18 protein-coding genes are annotated in these 17,752 nt (G+C 67.8%); 3 read left to right on the top strand and 15 right to left on the bottom strand.

Features of this window, described 5'->3' with window-relative positions:
• Positions 1–3: 3 nt before the first annotated feature.
• The 7 genes from BKA04_RS11730 to BKA04_RS11700 all read right to left on the bottom strand — a co-directional run bounded on the left by BKA04_RS11730 (position 4) and on the right by BKA04_RS11700 (position 6,971).
• Entirely contained in the window at positions 4–909 is a 906-nt protein-coding gene (locus tag BKA04_RS11730) for a glycerophosphodiester phosphodiesterase (RefSeq protein ID WP_104094551.1), read from the bottom strand.
• A gap of 103 nt (positions 910–1,012) precedes the next feature.
• Positions 1,013–1,924: a CAP domain-containing protein gene (locus BKA04_RS11725; RefSeq protein WP_232842049.1), complete on the bottom strand. Its 912-nt coding sequence runs from the start codon at positions 1,922–1,924 to the stop codon at positions 1,013–1,015.
• Between the two features lie 59 nt (positions 1,925–1,983).
• Positions 1,984–2,856 carry an aldehyde dehydrogenase family protein gene (locus BKA04_RS11720; protein WP_104094549.1) on the bottom strand — a complete coding sequence of 291 codons (873 nt, stop codon included), beginning with the start codon at positions 2,854–2,856 and terminating at the stop codon, positions 1,984–1,986.
• On the bottom strand, positions 2,853–4,406 hold the full coding sequence (locus tag BKA04_RS11715; RefSeq protein ID WP_104094548.1) for an aldehyde dehydrogenase family protein: 1,554 nt from the start codon (positions 4,404–4,406) through the stop codon (positions 2,853–2,855). The genes BKA04_RS11720 and BKA04_RS11715 overlap by 4 nt, the downstream gene beginning before the upstream one ends.
• 10 nt (positions 4,407–4,416) lie before the next feature.
• Entirely contained in the window at positions 4,417–5,430 is a 1,014-nt protein-coding gene (gene deoC, locus BKA04_RS11710) for a deoxyribose-phosphate aldolase (protein WP_104094547.1), read from the bottom strand.
• Complete coding sequence (locus BKA04_RS11705; RefSeq protein ID WP_232841900.1) at positions 5,427–6,371, bottom strand: sugar-binding transcriptional regulator; 945 nt, start codon at positions 6,369–6,371, stop codon at positions 5,427–5,429. Before BKA04_RS11705 ends, deoC begins: the two co-directional genes overlap by 4 nt.
• A gap of 114 nt (positions 6,372–6,485) precedes the next feature.
• Positions 6,486–6,971: an SRPBCC domain-containing protein gene (locus tag BKA04_RS11700; protein WP_104094546.1), complete on the bottom strand. Its 486-nt coding sequence runs from the start codon at positions 6,969–6,971 to the stop codon at positions 6,486–6,488.
• A 40-nt stretch (positions 6,972–7,011) separates the two neighbouring features.
• On the opposite strand from BKA04_RS11700, the gene BKA04_RS11695 reads away from it, so the two are divergent.
• The gene (locus BKA04_RS11695) at positions 7,012–7,944 is read left to right on the top strand and encodes an ROK family protein (RefSeq protein ID WP_104094545.1); all 933 of its coding nucleotides are present in this window, start codon (positions 7,012–7,014) and stop codon (positions 7,942–7,944) included.
• 31 nt (positions 7,945–7,975) lie between these two features.
• On the opposite strand, the gene BKA04_RS11690 is transcribed toward BKA04_RS11695, so the two are convergent.
• From BKA04_RS11690 to truB, 5 genes are read right to left on the bottom strand one after another with little or no spacing between them, the layout of a single operon-like run.
• Positions 7,976–9,229, bottom strand: coding sequence for an MFS transporter (locus BKA04_RS11690; RefSeq protein WP_104094544.1), 1,254 nt, complete (start codon positions 9,227–9,229; stop codon positions 7,976–7,978).
• Positions 9,226–10,188, bottom strand: coding sequence for a bifunctional riboflavin kinase/FAD synthetase (locus BKA04_RS11685; protein WP_104094543.1), 963 nt, complete (start codon positions 10,186–10,188; stop codon positions 9,226–9,228). Before BKA04_RS11685 ends, BKA04_RS11690 begins: the two co-directional genes overlap by 4 nt.
• Before the next feature lies 1 nt (position 10,189).
• Complete coding sequence (locus BKA04_RS11680) at positions 10,190–10,624, bottom strand: hypothetical protein (RefSeq protein WP_104094542.1); 435 nt, start codon at positions 10,622–10,624, stop codon at positions 10,190–10,192.
• A gap of 38 nt (positions 10,625–10,662) precedes the next feature.
• Positions 10,663–11,031, bottom strand: a complete 369-nt coding sequence (locus tag BKA04_RS11675) for a hypothetical protein (protein WP_104094541.1) — start codon at positions 11,029–11,031, stop codon at positions 10,663–10,665.
• Positions 11,028–11,951: a tRNA pseudouridine(55) synthase TruB gene (gene truB, locus BKA04_RS11670; protein ID WP_104094540.1), complete on the bottom strand. Its 924-nt coding sequence runs from the start codon at positions 11,949–11,951 to the stop codon at positions 11,028–11,030. Before truB ends, BKA04_RS11675 begins: the two co-directional genes overlap by 4 nt.
• A 48-nt stretch (positions 11,952–11,999) precedes the next feature.
• Between truB and BKA04_RS11665 the strand changes: the two genes are divergently transcribed.
• Positions 12,000–13,019: a ketopantoate reductase family protein gene (locus BKA04_RS11665; protein WP_104094539.1), complete on the top strand. Its 1,020-nt coding sequence runs from the start codon at positions 12,000–12,002 to the stop codon at positions 13,017–13,019.
• Here the strand turns inward: BKA04_RS11665 and BKA04_RS11660 are convergent.
• The gene (locus BKA04_RS11660) at positions 13,016–13,651 is read right to left on the bottom strand and encodes a nucleoside/nucleotide kinase family protein (RefSeq protein WP_104094538.1); all 636 of its coding nucleotides are present in this window, start codon (positions 13,649–13,651) and stop codon (positions 13,016–13,018) included. The two genes, BKA04_RS11665 and BKA04_RS11660, sit on opposite strands and share 4 nt — an antisense overlap.
• Positions 13,652–13,668: 17 nt before the next feature.
• On the opposite strand from BKA04_RS11660, the gene BKA04_RS11655 reads away from it, so the two are divergent.
• Positions 13,669–14,535, top strand: coding sequence for an HhH-GPD family protein (locus BKA04_RS11655; RefSeq protein WP_232841899.1), 867 nt, complete (start codon positions 13,669–13,671; stop codon positions 14,533–14,535).
• A 36-nt stretch (positions 14,536–14,571) separates the two neighbouring features.
• Here the strand turns inward: BKA04_RS11655 and rbfA are convergent, their stop codons facing one another.
• Entirely contained in the window at positions 14,572–15,075 is a 504-nt protein-coding gene (gene rbfA / locus BKA04_RS11650; RefSeq protein WP_104094537.1) for a 30S ribosome-binding factor RbfA, read from the bottom strand.
• Positions 15,075–17,747: a translation initiation factor IF-2 gene (infB, locus tag BKA04_RS11645; RefSeq protein ID WP_104094536.1), complete on the bottom strand. Its 2,673-nt coding sequence runs from the start codon at positions 17,745–17,747 to the stop codon at positions 15,075–15,077. The genes rbfA and infB overlap by 1 nt, the downstream gene beginning before the upstream one ends.
• Between the last annotated feature and the right edge of the window lie 5 nt (positions 17,748–17,752).

Below are 17,752 nucleotides of genomic sequence, written 5' to 3'. Positions count from 1 at the left end.
ACATCAACCCTCTGATGCGGCGAGCAGCCACCGGTCGAGGCGATCCGGGCGATCGGTGATCACCCCGTCCACACCGAGCGCGAGGGCGTTCTTCCACGCCGACTTGGTATTGAGCGTGTACAGCACGAGGCCGAGGCCCGCGCGGTGCATCCGATCGACGACCCAGAGGTCTCCCTCGACGGCGGACTGGCTCGTGATGATGGCCATCGCCCCATAGAGTCTCGCAAAACCCACGGGGTCATTGGGCAGGTGCGAGGTGATGATCGCGACGGGCAGAGTGCCGTCCGCCTCGCCGAGGTGATCGATCGTCGAGAGGTCGAAGCTCGACATGATGACGAGGTTTCCGACGCCGTAGTCGGCGATGAGGTCCGTGACGATGCGGACCTCGCCGGTGCTCCAGTACCCCTTGAGTTCGAGCAGGGCCTTCTTGGCATTCCCCGCCGCCTGTTTGGCCTGCAGCGCGGACAGGAGCGACTCGAGCGTCGGAATCCTGGTGCGTGCGAACGCGGGCGAATACCACGATCCCGCATCGAGCTCCTGCAACTCCCGGAGCGTGAGGTCTCCCACCCTTCCGCTTCCGTTCGTCGTCCGATTCACAAAGGTGTCGTGCAGGAGGACGGGGATGCCGTCGCGCGTCAGCTGGATGTCCGCCTCGACGAATTCCATGGGCCCGTCGAGCGCGGCCTGCATCGATGCCATCGTGTTCTCAGGTGCGACAGAGCGGTCGCCCCGGTGGCCGGCGATGAACGCGGCCTCCCCGGGGGCCCTCAACCCCCCGAAGAGATTCGAGGCCTCGACCTTCGACGGACCCGGACCCAACACCATCACGCCGAGGAATCCGACGAACAGTGCGCTCACGATGACCCAGCGTCGCGCCGCACGCGCTCTCGGGTGGTGGGCAGTCGCCATTGACACGCCATTCGGTAGTTCGACAGTGTCCCGCCGAAGCGGGTGTGCCTACTATACCGGTTCCGTTACCGTTCTGTTACTTTACATTCGGCTTCGCGCGTGATCAGCCGCGACGCCACCGCCGCCGGAGTCTCGCTCCGGTGACGGCGCCCGCGGCGAGCACCAGGCCGGCGAGTCCCGCGCCGCCGAGCACCACGCCGCCGAGTCCCGGGCCGCTGTGCCACATCGCTGCGACCAACGACAGGGAATTCCGCGGCTCCCCGGAGGGATTCGCGTCCGTGTCCTGACCGGGCCGCGTGCTCCTGTTCTCAGCAGCATCCGGGGTCGACGGCGGTACACTCGTCGGCTCCTCGTCGGGGAGCAGGCTCAGGTCGATCTCGTGAGGAATCCGCGCGGCCCTCGCCGGATCGCTCTCCGCAGGGGACTTCTCCGGCGTCGACGACGGGGACCCCTGCTGCGTCAACGACCAGTCCTGTGTCGACGGCCTGGCGGGAGAGGACGGAGCCGGCGGCTTCTTCGGCTTCGGCGTCGCGGGTGCCGAGGTCGTGCCGTACTTGGCGAAATCCTCGACCGCCCAGGTCGTTCCGTCGACCGTGATGAACGCGATTCCCACGTCGGTGTAATCGCCGAGAATATTGGCTCGGTGCCCCGTCGAATGCATCCACGCGTCGTGGACCGCCTCTGGCGTCGGAAACCCACGAGCGATGTTCTCGCCTGCGCGAGTCCATCCGGTGGGGATCTGGCTGGAGTAATCGGGGTTGTGGACCATCGAGTCGTTCGCCGCCATCGTCTTCGCCCAGGCCAACGCAACGGCATTGATCGCGGCGTTGAACTTGAGCGGACCGAGACCAACGGCAGCGCGATCCCGGTTGATGAGCGTCAGTATCGTGTTCTCGCCCGCAGCGGACGCCGGCGCAGCCGTCGCGAACACCATGAACGAGGCGACAATCGCACCTGCGGCGAGCATGCCGAACCACCGTGCGACGGAGCGCCGCACGAAGAGCCCCCCGGCCATCCCCACGGCAACAGGGTACGCGAAGTCCGGGCAACAGTCGAGGGGCGATGCCTCCGCGACTACACGATGCCCTTCGGATGCCAGACCGTCTTCGTCTCCGTATAGAACTGCACACGATCCAACGATGGCGTGGGAATACCGGACTCGGGAGGGAGAACTCGCTTGAGCGTGTCCGCGGCGGCGATCTGGAGGTCGATCCAGTCCATGCCCTCCGCACCGGTGAGGTCGAGTGCATTGACGTCAGCGTGGCTCGCGAGCCACGGTGCGATCTCAGCGGGAGATCCGGTGAGAATGTTCACGACTCCGCCGGGCACGTCGCTCGTCGCGAGAACCTCGGCGAGGCTGATGGCCGGCAGCGGCGTCGACTCGCTCGCCACGACGACGAGCGTGTTCCCACTGACGAGCACGGGGGCGATGACCGACACCAGGCCGAGCAGTCCGCCTCCCCAGGCCGCGGCATCCTGAGGCGCGATCGCCGCGACGACGCCGGTGGGCTCCGGCGTCGAGATGTTGAAGTACGGCCCGCTGACGGCGTTACCGTTTCCGGTCACCTGCAGGTACTTGTCGGCCCATCCCGCGTACCAGACCCACACGTCGATCGCCGCATCGACTTCACGCTGCGCTGCGGCCTCGGTGACCCCTCCCGCGCTCCGCAGCTCGTCGACGAACTGTGCGCGACGCCCTTCGAGCAGTTCCGCGATGCGGTAGAGAACCTGGCCGCGATTGTACGCGGTCGCTCCCGCCCATCCGGACTGCGCTGCACGGGCCGCGACGACCGCGTCCCTCGCATCCTTGCGGCTCGCTTTGGCCGCATTGGCGAGAAACGCCCCGGAGCGAGTGGCCACCTCGTAGGTGCGGCCGGACTCGCTGCGCGGAAAAGCGCCACCGATGTAGAGCTTGTACGTTTTCGGGATGGTGAGGTGCGCGGTCATGACGCCGCTCCCTTCGAGGCCGCGCGAACGGCCTTCTCGGCCGGCTTCGCCTTCGTCGACGGCCGGATGGCTCGTGATGGCCGCGGCGATCGGGATGCGGGAAGCGCATCCGACCATCCGGACTGAAGGTATGCGCCGAGCCCATGACGGCCGCCTTCACGCCCGTAGCCGGACTCCTTGTAACCCCCGAACGGACTCGCGGGGTCGAACCGGTTGAAGGTGTTCGCCCAGACGACACCCGCCTTCAGGCGATCGGCGACACCCAGGATGCGGCTGCCCTTGTCGGACCAGATGCCAGCGGAGAGCCCATACGGGGTGTTGTTCGCCTTGGCGATGGCCTCCGCAGGCGTGCGGAAGGTGAGCACGGACAGCACGGGGCCGAAGATCTCCTCCCGCGCGATGCGGTGGCTCGTCTCGACGTTCGTGAAGATCGTGGGTGCGAACCAGAAGCCCTTCGCCGGGATCTCGCAGTCCGCACTCCAGCGCGTCGCCCCCTCCTGCTCCCCGACCTCGGACAGTGCGCGAATCCGCTCGAGCTGCGCCTTGGAGTTGATCGCGCCGATGTCGGTGTTCTTGTCGAGCGGGTCGCCCATTCGCAGGGTCGAGAGCCGTTGCTTGAGCCGGTCGATGACCTCGTCGTGGATGTTCTCCTGCACGAGCAGGCGGCTCCCTGCGCAGCAGACGTGGCCCTGGTTGAAGAAGATCCCGTTGACGATCCCCTCGATCGCCTGGTCCATGGGCGCGTCGTCGAACACGATGTTCGCGGCCTTTCCACCGAGCTCGAGCGTGATCTTCTTGCCGGTTCCCGCCGTCGATCTGGCGATCGCCCGTCCGACCGCCGTCGATCCGGTGAACGCGACCTTGTCGACGTCCGGATGGTTGACGAGCGCAGAACCCGTGTCCCCGGCTCCGGTGATGATGTTGACGACGCCCGCGGGCAGATCCGCCTGCTGCAGGATCTCGGCGAAGACGAGCGCGGACAGCGGGGTGGTCTCCGCCGGCTTCAGGACGACGGTGTTGCCGGCGGCGAGCGCCGGCGCGATCTTCCAGGCGAGCATGAGCAGCGGGAAGTTCCACGGAATGACCTGCGCAGCGACCCCGAGGGCGCGAGGCGAAGGGCCGAGACCGGCGTGATCGAGCTTGTCCGCCCATCCGGCGTAGTAGAAGAACCAGGCCGCGACGAGGGGGACATCGACATCCCGGCTCTCCTTGATCGGCTTGCCGTTGTCGAGGCTCTCGGCGACCGCGAGTTCCCTGGAGCGCTCCTGCACGAGCCGTGCGATCCGGAAGAGGTACTTGCCGCGGTCAGCTCCGCTCATGCGCGACCAGGTCTTGTCGTACGCACGCCTGGCGGCGGCGACGGCCGTGTCGACATCCGCGGTGTTCGCATTCGCGATGCGAGCTATGGGACTCTCGTCGGCCGGCGAGATCGTGGTGAACGGGGTTCCATGCCCGTCTCGGAAATCGCCGTCGATGAAGAGCCCGTAGTCCTTCTTGAGGTGAAGGATGCTTTTCGACTCCGGCGCTGGCGCGTATTCGAGGAAACTCATGGTGTCTCTCCTAGTCGATCGTGACGTAATCGGGGCCGCTGTAGTGGCCGGTCTTCAGTTTCTGGCGCTGGAGCAGCACATCGTTCAGGAGGCTCGACGCTCCGAACCGGAACAGGTGCGGATGCAGCCACTCCTCGCCGACGGTCTCCGCGACCGTGACGAGGTAGCGGATCGCGTCCTTCGATGAGCGGATGCCTCCCGCGGGCTTCACGCCGATCTTCTCGCCGGTGAGGCGGTTCCAGTCGTTAACGACCTGGAGCATGAGAAGGGTCACGGGAAGCGTGGCGGCCGGCTGCACCTTGCCCGTGGACGTCTTGATGAAGTCGGCACCCGCGAGAATCGCCAGCCAGGATGCCTTCCGCACATTGTCGTAGGTGTTCAGCTCACCGGTCTCGAGGATGACCTTGAGATGAGCCATCGAGCCGTCATCGCGCCGGCAGGCCTCCTTGACCGCGACGATCTGCTCGAAGACGACACCGTACCTGCCGGACAGGAAGGCACCGCGGTCGATGACCATGTCGATCTCGTCGGCCCCCGCTGCCACCGCATCCCGCGTGTCGGCGAGTTTGACCGCGAGCGATGCGCGACCACTCGGGAACGCCGTGGCGACCGCCGCGACGTTGATGCCCGTCGGGCCCCCTGCCGCGTGGGCGCTTCCGAGCGCTGCAACGGCATCGGCGACCATGTCCCCGTAGACGCAGACCGCCGCGACTCGAGGCGTCGTCGGGTCCGAGGGGTCGGGGTTCATGGCCTTGGCGACGAGGGACTGCACCTTCCCCGGTGTGTCAGCCCCTTCGAGCGTCGTCAGGTCGATGAGCCGGATGATGGTGTCCAGCGCCCACGCCTTCGATGTCGTCTTGATGGAGCGCGTCGCGAGACCGGCTGCACGCGCCTCAAGACCGACGGCATCCACCCCGGAGAGACCATCGAGATGGAGTTTCAGGCTCTTCTCGGTGAGGTCGGTCCCGATGAGCTGGATCGCTCTCGCAGCGGGCGCCAGCGCGACAGACTGTTCGATTGTCATTGTTCCTCCAGAAGTGCCGCTGCGGTGCCCTCGTCCGTCACGATGACACTGCACAGGCCGCTTGTGACCACCGCTCGGGCGATGTCGTGTTTCGGCTCGCCGGTGACCACGAAGATGGCCCTCTCGGCGGCACGCAGATGATCGAGACCCACTCCCACGGTACGCTCATCCAGCCCCGGATCCACGGGGTTGCCGTTCGCGTCGATGTAGCGGCCGACGACATCGCCCACCGCACCCTTCCGAACCAGCTCCGAGACATCGTCGGGCGACAGGTAGCCGCTGCTGACGAGAATGGATGTCGAGTCGGCGACCCCCGCACTGAAGAGGTAGGCGTTGGCGCTGATCGCGCGATCGAGCACGGCCGCGACGGTGCGGTCGGAGGAGATCGCGCGCGCCGTCTCGAGGCGCTCCAGAATGGCGGGGCTCGGGAGCAGGATCGCCTGGCCTCCGCCCTTGTGGGCGATCTCCGCTGCCGTCGTGGATGCGGTGCCCGGGCGCCGGTTGAGGCTCACGCTGCCGTTGATCTGCAGAACGGTCACCCCGTTCGCCCACCCCTGATGCAGGTGATGCGCGACGTCATCCAGGGTCCTGCCCCAGCTGATCCCCAGCGCGCGCGGGACCGGTCGAAGGGCTGTGAGGTAATCGGCGGCCGCCTGCGCGACGCGTGACCGGAGATCCTCCGCCAGGGGCACGACGACGGCATCCGCCAGACCGAACCGCTCGCACAGTTCGCGCTCGACGCCGAGCCTGCGCGCCCGGGGATGAACGATCTCGATGCGGACGATGCCTCGCTCTCGCGCCTGGGTGAGCATCCGGCCGACCTTCCAGCGTGTGACACCGAGAAGTGCGCCGATCTCGTCCTGGGTCTTGTTCTCGTCGTAATACAGCTCGGCGATGCGCACGGTGAGCAACTCGCTGTCGTCGATGGTTCGCACGGGCACGGCGGTCTCCTCTCCCGTCAAGGCTAGATACCGGACCTGAAAAACTCAACATTCGTTGCTGTTCTGCTCAGATGAGCAGGAATCGTCGCCGAACGTGCACCAATGTTGGTCGGATCAGTGCCCTCCGGCCGCCGCCAGGTACTCCCGCCATGCACCGGAACGGTCCCGATCCCAGTGAATCCAGTCCACCGGATGCCCGCGCAGGAGGCCATCCAGCTGGTCGAGGCTGCTTTGCCAGTCCGCCGCGACTCGCGGCACGAACGCGCGGTCGACCACGACGTCGACGGCAGTGGTCAGCGTGGTGACCGTGCCTCGCTCTCCCCCGGGGCTCGGGTCGAGATCGAACCGGAACCGGCCGCGATTGTCCGTCACGACGTCGAGGGCTCTCGGCTCGTCGAGCAGGCTGATCCGACCGCGCGTCGGCGGGAAGCTCGTGCTCGTGAGCCACGCGAGGTCGAAGGCACCGCCCTCGTGCGGCTCGACGACCGCGTGCGCGAGCCAGCCACCGAGCAGGTCGGGGTCGATGAGCGCGTCGAACACGATCGCGGGATGGAAATCCAGCCGCCGAGTGAACTCCAGACGCGTGGTGCCGGGGGTCATGATCCAACCCTACGCGCAGCCACCGCAATAGGATCTGAAGATGCCATCCGACCTCGCGCTCGCCGTCGATCTCGGCGGAACCAAGGTCGAGGCGGCGCTCGTCGACTCCGGAGGGCGCATCATCGACGGCAGCCGGTTCCGGCGACCGACCGGGGCATCCAGCGACTCCGAACAACTCTCCGGGAGCGTGACCGGCGTTGTCGCAGCGGCACTCGGCACGCTGCCGACCGGCTCCGGGCTCCTCGGCATCGGCATCGGCGCCGCAGGACCGATCCGCCAGGACGATGGGCTCGTCTCACCGCTCAACCTTCCGGCGTGGCGAGATTTTCCGCTGACCGAGCTCGTCGCGACGACAGCGCCGGGTCACGAGATCACCCTGCGCATGGACGGGCTGTGTATCACGCTCGCCGAGCACTGGGTGGGAGCAGGCCGTGACAGCTCCAACCACATGGGCATGGTGGTCTCCACCGGGATCGGCGGGGGCCTCATCCTCGGCGGAAGGACGGTGTCGGGGCCGACCGGCAATGCCGGCCATATCGGTCACGTCGAAGTCGCCGGATTCACGGATGACTGCGCGTGCGGTGGCCACGGATGCCTCGAGGCCGTTGCGTCCGGCCCGCGAAGCGTCGCGTGGGCGCGCGCGCAGGGCTGGAGCGGGTCGACCGGCGAGGAGCTGGCGGAGAGCCATGTCGCCGGCGACGGGATCGCTCAGGCCGCCGTCGCCAGGGCCGGGCGGGCGATCGGGCGCGCCATCGGATCGGTCACCTCGCTCGTGGACCTCGAGCTCGTGACGATCGGTGGCGGGTTCTCGCGCATCACGCCAGAACTCTTCGACCACATCCGGGCCGGGATCGACGAACACACGTCCTTCGGCTTCGTCCGCAAGGTGAGCGTCGTCCCCTCCGCCCTTTCCGATGAGGGACCGCTCATCGGGGCCGCGGCGCTCGTGCATCGGGCAGACATCCTGGACTGACCTCCTGCGCCGGACCTTGCGGAGCCGCTGTTCAGCGTCTGCCCGCCGTCTCGTCCTCGACGAATCGAGGAATCCGGAGGACGAACCCGAAGTACACGAAGAGTGCGGCCGTGGCTGACATGAGGATGAGCGAGGCGGCCCAGCCATCCGTGATGTCGTGCAGGAGCCCGACGAGAAGCGGCCCGAGCGACGCGATCGAGTAGCCGACCCCCTGCGCGAAGCCGCTCAGCGCGATCGAACCGTCGTGGGATCTCGTTCGAAGATTGATGAGAGCGAGACAGGCCGGGAAGACCATCTGGCCGAGACCGCAGAACCCGACCCAGAGCCACGGCGACACTGCTGGAGCGAGCAGCAGTCCCAGATACCCGATGACGAAACCTGCTGCGCCCACGTGCAGGATCCACCCTGCATTCTTCAGGCGGGTGGCGAGGATGGGGGCGACGAGCGATGCTCCCATCCCGAGGATGCCCCAGAACGCGAGGAGGAGCCCGGCCTCGAGTTCGCTCGTGCCGACCTGTTCGACGAGGAGCTTCGGGAGCCAGGCGAACAGCGAATACGCCTGGAACGACGTGAGCGAGAACACGATCGCGATGACCCATGCAGTCCTGGAGTGCCAGACCCTGCCGACCATGCCGGGGGCCGGTTCCTCGAGTTCGGGGGCCGAGTCCTCCACCACAGAGCGCAGCGACCGTCGCCTCTGCGCGAGCGCAACGATCCAGGGCGGGAGGCTGATCATGGCCAGGATCGCCCACACCGCGAGGGAGGTGCGCCATCCGGCGGCGTCGGCGATCGGGAACGCGACGGCAGGCGGCAGAGCGGTCCCCGCCGCCACAGCCGTCGCATACAGGGACGTGATGAGACCGATCCGGTCGGGAAAGTACCTCTTGACGATGGGAGGGAGGAGGATGTTTCCCGCACCCGCGGCGATGAGCGCGATGAGCGTGCCGCCGAAGAGGGCCCAGTACTCCAGCGCGACCGCTCGGAGCGACAGGGCCGCGATCATCGCGACAATGGAGACGATGAGCGAGAGTTCGAGCCCCAGGCGTCGCGCAACCCGCGGAGCGACGAGCCCGGACAGCGCGAACATGATCGGTGGAAGCATCCCGAGCACGGCGAGCCCGAGAGCGTCGAGAGGGATGTCACGGGAGACGGCGCCCACGATCGGTGACAACGACGTGGCCGCCGTCCGGAGGTTGAGGCTCACGAGCACGATCCCGACCAGCGCCATCGTGCGGCCCGCCCACAGCGGAACCCTCGGCGACCCGGGTTCCGCGCTTCCCGTCATCGAGCGCGCTCGGGATCGCTCGACAGCATCGAGCGGACCTGCTCGACGTCGTCGGCGATCTGATCGACGAGCGCTGCGGGCCCGTCGAAGGCCACCATGCCCCTCACCCGGTCGACGAACTGCAACTCGAGCAGCTTCCCGTACAGCTCGAGCTCGATCGCGTCCCGACCGTGGCCCATGATGTGGGCCTCGACCTGTCGCTCAGGCACGCCGGCGAATGTCGGGTTGTTCCCGATCGACACCGCGGCAGGGTATCGGGCACCGTCGACGTCCGCCCATGCGGCGTAGACGCCGTCCGCAGGAACGAACCCTTCCGGCTTGGGCGCCAGATTGGCGGTGGGGAATCCCAATTCGCGCCCGCGCTGCTCCCCGCGAACGACCGTTCCGCGGACGGAGGGGCGCCTCCCGAGGATCGTCTCCGCACCGCGGACGTCGCCGGCGTCGAGCAGTTCGCGCACCCACGTCGAGGAGACCCTGCGGCCGTCGTGTTCGACGCGCGGCAGGATGTCGACGCGGAAGCCGAGTTCGCCGCCCAGATCTCGGAGAACCTCGCTGTCTCCTGCACCGCGCCGCCCGAACCGGAAGTCCTCGCCGATCAGGACGATCTTCGCGTGCAGGGCCTGCACGAGCATCAGCTCGACGAACTCTCGCGGCGAGTTCTCACTGAACGCGCGCGTGAACTCGAGCATGACGGTCGCTTCGACGCCCGCCCGGTCGAGGAGTTCGAGCTTCTGCGCATTGCTCACGAGCTCGGGCGGACAGGCGTCGGGTGCGAGGACGCTCAGCGGGTTCCGATCGAAGGTGAGAACGGTCGGGACGAACGAATTCGCCCTCGCGTCAGTGAGCAGTCGATCGATCATGAGCTCGTGCCCGCGATGCACCCCATCGAATTTCCCAATGGTCACGACGGAAGGGCCGAACTCCGCCGGCACGTCGGAGAGTCGCGTGTACACGTCCACGTCAGTCGCTCCCTTCGCGTTCCCGGCCGCGAGTGGACAGCCAGACCATCCCGAGGACGGGCAGCACGAGCGGAATGAAGAGATAGCCGCGTCCGAACACCGACCATACGGTATCGCTCGGGAAGAGCTGTCCATCGAAGATGCTGAGCAGGCCGACGACGAGCACGCCGAGCAGCTCGAAGGAGATCGTCCACCAGGCGACGCGATACCAGACGGGTCCGCCGCGGAGCAGGGCGATCGTCGCGATGATGTAGACGACGGCGGAGAGTGCAGACAGCAGATAGGCGACAGGGGCGTGGTCGAACTTCGTCACGATCTGCACGAAGGAGCGCCCCGTCGCCGCGAGCGCGAGAACGCCGTAAACGGCGATCAGCACGCCTCCGATCCCGCGGGACCGTGAGCGAACCGGCCCTGGCGGGGTGTGTGGGGTTGTCATCGCTTCAAGGTTAGGCGATAGCGGGGGTCCGGATCGCGCTACGAGAGCTGGACGGTCCAGATCTGCAGCATCCGATAGAGCATGATCGCCACGGCAAGCCCCGCAACGCCGAGGATGATCGTGCTCCATCTGGTTCGCTCCACGAGTCCCCAGAACCCGGCCAGCGGAACAAGGATGATGGCGGACACCAGGTACGTGTAGAACTCGAGGGGGTTGCCCGTTGCGTGGTTGCCGAATGCCGGCGCGAGCACCGCGACCAGGAGTTGTGCGACGAGCAGGAATTCGACGACGAGCATGGCGCCGAGGCTGTAGTCGTTCGGCTCCTTACCCGCTGCTCCGAGGACGAGGCACAGCACACCCGCCGCGACGGCCACGGCCACCTGGATCCACGTGAACCACTCGATCATGCCGCATCCCCCTCTGCCGGAAGATTGATCAACGGTGCCGCATGACCGTTGCCGACCGTCACGAGCCCGACGAGGCGGCCATCCGGTGCGATCGCCGCGACGGGGCCCGAGGCATCCCCCGCCATGCCGAACGAACGTTCGCCCACCTCCACCTTCTTCCCGTGACCGAGGTCGACGCTCTCCTCGGCGGTCAGTTCGAGGACGGGGAACAGTGCCCTGGCGATGTCGGATGGCGCTCGGCGATCGGCGCCGAGATCGAGCTCGTCGAGTCGGTGGGCTTCTGACACGCCGAATGGCCCCACCCTCGTCCTCCTCAGTGCTGTGAGGTGCCCTCCGACGCCGAGGTCGGCGCCCAGGTCGCGCGCGAGGGCACGGACGTAGGTGCCCGTCGAGCACTCCACACGCACATCCAGGTCGATGAATTCGCCGCGACGGGTGCCGAGCACCTCGAACGCGCTGACGGTGACCGGCCTGGCCCGCAGCTCGACGGTCTCGCCCGCTCGCGCACGCGCATAGGCTCGACGACCGTCGACCTTGATGGCACTGATCGTGGACGGGACCTGCTCGATGTCACCGGTCAGCGCGGCGATCGACCCGGCGATGTCAGCGTCGGTCACAGCCGCAAGCCGCCCAGCATCCGCCACGACATCCACCTCGCTGTCGGCGTCGTCGGTGGGCGTCGAGCCGCCGAGGCGGATCGTGGCCGAGTACTCCTTATCGAGACCGACGAGGTAGGTGAGGAGCCTCGTTGCGCCGTTCAGGCCCAGGATGAGAAGCCCGGTCGCCATCGGGTCGAGGGTGCCCGCGTGCCCGACACGACGCGTGCCGACGAGCCTCCTGGTGCGAGAGACGACATCGTGGCTCGTCATGCCTGCGTCCTTGTCGACGAGAAGGATGCCGCTGCGCGAACGGGTATCCATCACCCCTCGAGGCTACCAATCTCGGGGGCGCCCCGTAGGATTCCGAACATGAGGGTAGCGGTGATCGGCGCGGGGGCCGTCGGAGGGACCATCGCCGCGCTCCTCGAGCGAGCAGGTCACGAGGTCGAGGTCACCGCGCGTGGAGACCATCTCGAGGCCATCCGTTCCGGCGGGATCAGGCTGGGCGGGGCATGGGGCGAGCATGTTGCCCCGGTGACGGCGAATCCGACCCTCACGAAGGCGCCGGAGCTCGCGATCGTGACGACCAAGGCGCTGGATGCCGCCGCCGCGCTCCGCGAGAACGCCGACTGGATCCGGGGCGTGCCCGTCGTGATCGTCCAGAACGGGATCAGGTCGATCAGCACCGCGCGCGCCATCCTGCGGCACACGGATCTCGTCGGCGGTCTCGCCATGTTCGCCGCGTCGCTCGTCGAACCGGGGCGCGTCGCCGTGACCACGTCGGGTGCGACGTACCTCGGCAATGACGACGGCGGCCTCGGCGTCGACTACGTCGTGTCGGTGCTCGGCGCCGTCATGCCCGTGAAATCGAGCGACAACTTCGCCGGCGCCCAGTGGACGAAGCTCATCGTCAACCAGATCAATGCGCTCCCGGCGATCACGGGGACGAGCGCGCAGGCGACCATCGCGAACTCCGCGCTTCGCGAGGTGCTCACGAGGAGCATGCAGGAGGCGGTGGCCGTCGCGATCGCCTCCGGCATCCGGTTCGAGAAGGTTCAGGGGCTGTCCAACGGTCTGCTTCGCCTGTTTCGCCGCCTTCCGGCCGCGATCGCCCAGCTTCTGCCGCTCGTCATGAGGTGGCGGATGGGTCGCGTGCCGAATCCGGGTTCGACGCTGCAGAGCATCCAGAGGGGCCACAAGACGGAGATCGACTTCCTGAACGGCGCGATCGTGGATGCTGGTACCGCCGTGGGTGTCCCGACCCCGATCAACGCCGCGCTCGTGCGCCTCGTCCACGAGGTCGAGCGAACCGGGGTGTTCCTGGACGCCGCGGAGATCGTCGCGGAGGTCGACGGGCGCCGAAACACGACCGAACCGCCAGCGGCCTAACAGGAGTCCGCGAACACTCTCCTGGGGTGATCCGGGTCCTGGTTGTCGATGATGGTGTTGGCCTTCTCGCTCGGATTCGCATCCTTCAGGTACACCTCATCCGAGGCGGCGCGACGGATTTCGAGATCCTCATCGCCGCTCTGGAGCGGTGTGCTCAGCCAGACCGAGTAGTTCCACACGCCGGCGAGGTCCGGGCGCAACAGGAACGTGCCATCCATGACGAGGATCGCGTCGGGCCCGGCCGACATCCACTTCGGCTGGAAGACCGGCTGGTCGCGCACGACGTCGAACCCGGTCAGGACGAACCCTGTGCTCCCGCTCGTGTGGAACGGGTCGATGAGAACCCTGCGCAGGAGCGAGTAGTCGTAGGCGTCCCGATAGTAGGCAGCCCCATCCTGGGCTCCGGAGCGCTCTCGGTCGGCGCGCGGGCGGAAGAAGTCGTCCATCGAGGCGCGGAACACGTGGGCGCCATCGCGGCGCAGTGCTTCGGCGAGACCATCGGCGAATTCCTGCTGCCCTGCCCCATGACGCCCGTCGACCGCGACCATGGCCCTGCCGTGGGAATAGTTGTGAAGGATCTCGTCCGCCAGCGATTCGAGTTGGTCCTTCTTCTCCGGTGCCCATCGAGCCATATCTCTAGAGTAGTGCGGTGACGATTGCGGCGCCGGTGAACGAGTGGTTCCTCCGGAACCGCCGCGACCTTCCGTGGCGGAGGGCCGGCTTCGGAGCCTGGGGAATCCTCGTGAGCGAGTTCATGCTCCAGCAGACGCCCGTCGTACGCGTGATCGAGCCGCTTGCCGCCTGGCTCGAGCGGTGGCCGACGCCGGCGGACCTCGCAGCGGTTCCCGTCGGGGAGGCCGTTCGCGCGTGGGGCAGGCTGGGTTATCCGCGCCGCGCGCTCCGGCTGCACGCCTGCGCGGTCGTCATCACCGAGGAGTTCGGCGGCGTCGTTCCCGAGCGCGTCGACGATCTCCTCACGCTGCCCGGCGTCGGCGAGTACACCGCCCGAGCCGTCGCGGTGTTCGCATACGGGCACCGGCATCCCGTCGTCGACACGAACGTGCGACGAGTCATCGCCCGGGCGATCGACGGGCAGGCGGATGCCGGGCCGGCATCGACGAACCGCGACCTGGCCGCGATGGCGGCACTGCTTCCTCAGGACGACGCCGACGCTCGCGTCACGAACGCCGCCATCATGGAACTCGGGGCGATCGTCTGCACCGCGCGCAGCCCGAAGTGCGCGGAATGCCCGATCGCTGACGTGTGCGCGTGGCGAGCAGACGGCTATCCGGAATACCGCGGCCCTGCGCGGGCGGCGCAGGCGAGGTACGAGGGCTCGGACCGTCAGGTGCGCGGACTCATCCTCGCTGAGCTTCGCACGAGCGACATCCCCGTGACGCGCGACGAACTGGAAGCCCTGTGGCCGGATGCCGCCCAGCGCGAGCGCGCCCTGGCGAGCCTCGTCGCCGACGGCCTCGTAGTCGCCTCCGGGAGTGACTTCACACTGCCACAGTGAGGGCACGGTCGCGGGCCACAAGGGCCGCGCGGGTGATCACTCCTCCTCGCCGTCGTCCTCGCCGTCGTCCTCGCCGTCGTCCTCGCTGTCGTCCTCGTCGTCCTCGTCGGCGGCTGCGAGCTCGCGCGGCTTGACGTACGGGTCGGCATCCCCGGCGTACTGCGCGGTGGCCGCGAGAGACGAGACCTCGCCGTCCCGATTGCGCGCCTCGGCGAGGAGGTCCTCGATGAGTTTCGCGTTCTCGGGGATCGCATCGGCGATGAACTCGAGGCTCGGAGTCAGCCTGGCCGTGATGTTCCTGCCCACTTCGGTGCGCAGCATCCCCGTCGCCGACCTGAGCGCGGCGGCAGAGTCGACGCGCTCCTCATCGGTGCCGTACACGGTGTAGAAGATACTCGCGTGCTGAAGGTCGCCGGTCACCTGCACATCGGTGATCGTGACGAAGCCGAGCCGGGGATCCTTGATCCCCTTCTCGAGCCGCTTCGCCACGATCACCTTGATGCGATCGGCGAGCTTGCGAGCCCTCGCCGGATCGGCCATCAGCGGACCTTTTCCTTCAGCTCGATCGTCTCGATCTCGTCGCCGACGCGGATGTCGTTGAACTTGCCAAGGCCGATGCCGGCCTCGAAGTCGGTCTTGACCTCGGTGACATCGTCCTTGAACCGGCGCAGCGACTCGATCGCGAGGCCATCCCCGACGACGACGCCATCCCGGATGACCCTCGCCTTGGCGTTCCGCGTGATCGTTCCGGACCGCACGATGACGCCGGCGACGTTTCCGAACTTCGAGGAGCTGAACACCTCGCGGATCTCGGCGACACCGGACTGGATCTCCTCGTACTCGGGCTTGAGCATGCCCTTCAAGGCATTCTCGACATCCTCGAGTGCGGAGTAGATCACGGAGTAGAACCGGACGTCCACACCCTCGCGGGCGGCGCGCTCGCGCGCCTTCGGGTCGGGGCGGACGTTGAATCCGATGATGATGGCGTTGTCGACCGTTGCGAGGTTGACATCGCTCTCCGTGACCCCGCCGACACCGCGGTGGATGATGCGCAGCTGCACGCTCTCGTCGACCTCGATCTTGAGCAGCGACTCCTCGAGCGCCTCGACGGCACCGGAGACGTCACCCTTGATGATGAGGTTGAGCGACTCGACCTTGCCATCCTCGAGCGCCTTCGTGAAGTCCTCGAGGCTGATGCGCTTGCGGCTGCGGGCCAGGAGCGCGTTGCGCTCCACGGCCTCGCGCTTCTCGGCGATCTGCCGGGCGGTGCGGTCGTCATCGGTCACGAGGAACGTGTCGCCCGCGCGGGGCACCGACGTCAGGCCGAGCACGGCGACCGGGCGTGCCGGCGTCGCCTCCTCGACCGGGTCGCCGTTCTCGTCGAACATCGCGCGAACGCGGCCGTAGGCCGTGCCGGCGACGATCGGATCCCCGACCTCGAGTGTCCCGGACTGGATGAGCACGGTCGCCACGGCGCCGCGCCCCTTGTCAAGCTTGGCCTCGATGGCGACACCGCGCGCGTCCTTGTTCGGGTTCGCACGCAGGTCGAGCCCTGCGTCCGCCGTGAGGAGCACAGCGTCCAGCAACTCGGTGATACCGATGTTGTTGAGCGCTGACACGTCGACGAACATGGTGTCGCCGCCATACTCCTCGGCGACGAGCCCGAACTCGGTGAGCTGCTGGCGCACCTTCGCCGGATTCGCATCCGGCTTGTCGATCTTGTTCACCGCGACCACGATCGGCACGTTCGCCGCCTGGGCGTGGTTCAGAGCCTCGACCGTCTGCGGCATGATGCCGTCGTCGGCGGCGACGACGAGGATCGCGATGTCCGTCACCTGGGCACCGCGGGCGCGCATGGCCGTGAAGGCCTCGTGCCCGGGGGTGTCGATGAAGGTGATGGCACGCTCGACTCCGTCGTGCTCCTCGAGCACCTGGTATGCACCGATGTGCTGCGTGATGCCGCCGGCTTCGCCCTCGCGGACGTTCGCCTTGCGGATGGCATCGAGCAGCCGGGTCTTACCATGGTCGACGTGGCCCATGACCGTCACGACCGGCGGGCGGGCCTCCAGCTCTGAGTCGTCCTCGTCCTCGAGCTCCTGGTCGAGGTCGATGTCGAAGCCTTCGAGCAGCTCGCGGTCCTCGTCCTCCGGGGAGACGATCTGGATCTTGTAGCCCAGCTCTTCACCGAGGACCTCGAAGGTCGCCTCATCCAGCGACTCCGTTGCCGTCGCCATCTCACCGAGGTGGAAGAGCACGGTGACGAGATTGCCGGGGCTCGCATCGATCTTGTCGGCGAAATCGGTGATGGATGCTCCGCGACGCAGACGGATGACCGTGCTGCCATCGCCGCGGGGAACGCTCACACCACCGAGCGAAGGGGCTTCCCTGAGCTCGAACTCCGCACGCTTCGTCCGCTTCGACTTGCGCGACTTCGCGCGCCCGCCACCACGACCGAACGCGCCGGCGGTACCGCCGCCGGGGCCACGGCCACGGCCGCCTCCCGCCGGGCGGTTCGGGCCGAATCCGGTTCCCGGTGCTCCTCCCGGTGCGCCACCGGGGCGGAATCCTCCTCCGCCGCCCGGACGTGCACCCGCTCCGGTCCTGGCGCCGCCGGGGCCGCCCGGACGGGCGCCGGGCGCGCCCGGACGCTGGCCGATTCCGGCGCCGGGGCGCGGCGAACCGGGCCGCGGCGCCGCCGGTCGCGGAATCCCACTGGACGACGGTGGCCGGGTCTGCATGCCCTGCGCGCTCGCGTAAGGGTTGTTTCCGGGGCGCGGTGCGCCGGGGCGCTGCATCCCCTGCGTCGAGGCGAACGGGTTGTTGCCCGGTCGGGGTGTCCCCGGGCGAGGGATGCCGGAGCCGCCCTCGGCTGCCGGCGCATCCGCCGAGGGTGCGGCATCCGGCACGGTCGGCGCAGGCGGGGTCGCCGGAGCATCGACCGCCTGGTCGGACGGGGCGGTCGTCTCCGCCACCGGCGCGGCCGTCGGCGCGGGTGCGGGCGCGGCCTTGGCCGGTGCTTTCTTCGGTTCCTCCGCCTTGGGGGCGGTGATGCCATCCGCCTCGAGCGCTGCCTTCAGCTTGCGCGCGACGGGTGGTTCGATGCTGGAGGACGGTCCTTTGACGAACTCGCCCATCTCCTTGAGCTTCTCAAGGGCCTTCTTGCTGTCAATGCCGAGTTCTGCTGCGATCTCGTGCACGCGTGGTTTCGCCACAATTC

The sequence above is a fragment of the Terrimesophilobacter mesophilus genome, assembly GCF_014200375.1.
GTDB lineage: Bacteria > Actinomycetota > Actinomycetes > Actinomycetales > Microbacteriaceae > Terrimesophilobacter > Terrimesophilobacter mesophilus.
The sequence above is the reverse complement of the archived record's forward strand: the minus strand, read 5'-3'. Positions and strand labels throughout refer to the sequence as shown.